The organism is Paenibacillus sp. 01T443 (genome assembly GCF_056398325.1).
Genome location: NZ_JBFTPE010000061.1, coordinates 1 through 2,648, shown reverse-complemented (window position 1 = coordinate 2,648; position 2,648 = coordinate 1). Strand labels below are relative to the sequence as shown.

General features: G+C 48.5%; 1 protein-coding gene. It reads right to left on the bottom strand.

The window, feature by feature from the left end; all coding sequences use genetic code 11:
- Positions 1–228: 228 nt before the first annotated feature.
- A complete protein-coding gene (locus AC1DLI_RS34215) occupies positions 229–2,082 on the bottom strand; it encodes an RCC1 domain-containing protein (protein WP_477610176.1) in 1,854 nt (617 codons plus the stop codon).
- Positions 2,083–2,648: the final 566 nt, after the last annotated feature.

The window sequence follows — 2,648 nt, the reverse complement described above, 5'->3', positions numbered from 1 at the left end:
TGCCTTAAACTTCATAGTAGAGCGTCCTCCTGGATGATGGGATTTTAAGGGCTATGACCCGTTGCGTACTCCCATCGTACCGAGGCGCTTTTTCTTTTGCAAAGACGAAATTAATCCATCTACAGGAATGCTAACGGGACACGATAGTTAAAAGAAGCATAGCGCAACTGAAAGGCCGCAGGGAGACCCGCGGCCCGCCATTAAGTTTCCGTAAACATAGCGATATCTTCAGTGATTGTCATATTTGATGCTGACATAGACGAATACTTTCTTATCCGGACTATAATCATTGCCAGTATGTCCCTTAACTCTCCACTCTGCTCTGTACCCTCCGGGCACCTCGGTAGCACTGTACTCGGTACCATTTGTAAGTAACGTCGTATCTTCCGGCAATCGGTTACCCTCGCCCACAGTCTCCAGACTTAGGTCATAATCTTCCCCTTCCGGGGAAGCCATGGAGACCTTAACGACTCCATGGAAACCTTCAGGGGGGCTCCAAGATCCAATCAACTCTTGTCCTGAGGACGAAATGTACCCGCAATATAACGAAAACTCATAATTGTACCAGCCATCGGAATAAGTTTTGGAATCGGAAAGCTGAAAAGAGCCGGGAGCCGTATATGCGGCAGTAGTGACCGTCACTTCTTGTTTCACACTTTGGTTGTCATAGGCATCGATGGCGACTAGAGAAAAGAGGTAGGACGAATTTGGAGACAGCCCCTTCAATTCATAGCTGTTCACGTCCCCGTCCAGGGCAGCCCGCAGCGCATTGTCTTTGTATACATAGTACTTGTATACACCCGTATCATCTGTGGCCGGCTGCCAATTCAGCCGTACGCTGTTATAGTTCACATCGGTAACCGTCAGCACGTCGCCTTCAGGCCACTGCGGCGCTTCAGGAGTGTTGGGATTGGACTCGCCAAGTCCTAGAACTTGTACGGGAATAGAATGGTATGACCCTGCTGCATCGCCCAGTTGACCAGAACCATTCCATCCCCACGCCCAGACGGTTCCGTCGCTTTTGACCGCCAAACTATGCTCAAAACCAGCAGCTATGTCTACCGCCGAACTGAGATCTTGCACTTGAACAGGAGTGGTACGAATGTCAGATTCGTAACATTCACTGCCTTTCAAATTGCATCCCCATTCCCAGACGGTTCCGTCGCTTTTAAGCGCAAAACTATGCCATTCGTCCGCAGCGATGGCGGCCATCGAACCGAGTTCCTGCACTACTTGAACAGGGGTATAACGGTCTGTGTTTGTTCCATCGCCGAGCACGCCATAACCATTCCATCCCCATGCCCAGACGGTTCCGTCGCTTTTGACCACGAAACGGCCATTGCCCGCATCGAAGGAGACTACCGAACTGAGACCCTGCACTTGGACGGGGGTAGAACGGATTTCAGTTGTTCCATCGCCGACCGTACCTCCCCACGCCCAGAGGGTTCCGTCGCTTATGACCGCCAAACTAGTGCCAGGACCCGCGGCTACGGCGGTCACCGAATCGAGACCTCGTACCTGAGATGGAGTATAGAAGGAAGTATAAATGTCTGACGTTGTTCCATTACCGAGTTCCCCAGCGCTATTCATTCCCCACGACCAAACGGTTCCGTCGCTTTTGAGCGCCAAATTATGTTGACCGCTCGCAGAGATGGCGACTACCGAACTGAGACCCTGCACTTGAACGGGGGTTAAACGCCAACGTGTTTTATATGGGTCTTCGCCGAGTACACCATACTCATTCATTCCCCACGCCCAGACGGTTCCGTCGCTTTTGAGCGCCAAACTATGATTGCCACCTGCAGCTACGGCGGTCACCGAATCGAGATCTTTTGCCTGAACGGGAGTGGCACTGGAATACGGGATTCCGTTGCCGAGTGTGAAACTTCCTCCCCACGCCCAGACGGTTCCGTCCTCTTTAAGAGCCAGACTATGACTGTGTCCTGCTGCAACCATCGTTACACCCGATTTCGAACTCTCTGCTGCCACCACGGAATCGGCCTCAGCGGCGGTTGCCTGAAAGGGCAGGAGCAGTGTCAGCAGTAAAAATCCACAAACTAAAAGTATAAACCGTCGTCTCACTCAATCTTCACTCCCATCTTTGATCTACCTTAAATCTACCATATTACGGAAATCTATTGATCTGCCCGTTGCACTATACAAATCTGGTGCAATTGTCATAACAGAGGGTAAAGATAAAGACTAAAGATCGTCCTAACAGCACTTTATTATGAATTTATTATCAATAATTTTGGACGCATGGAAATTGGCAGTCTTGAAAATAGCTTAGAAGCGCTATCCAACATCGGGACTAGGGTATGGACATACTTTTACATCGAGCCTTAAACCAAATCAAGAAGGTGTGTTTGCTTTGAACGGAACACGATAGTTGAACACTGAAAGGGCTGTTGCATGGTACTCTTCGTTACGCTAACGGGCAGGTTTGCTTAACAAATTGTTAAAAGAGGGAATTAATTGATACGTAACGAATACCATCAAAATTAGAGTTTACCGTTAGATAGTAATTGGAGATTAATGTATCCTTTATTTAATAAAAAGGAGAGATGGTATGAGGGTTGGCTATAGTATTCTAAGGGAAATTAATAGGAAAGATTATATACCTGAAGGGAAGGATTATGGCATAGAAG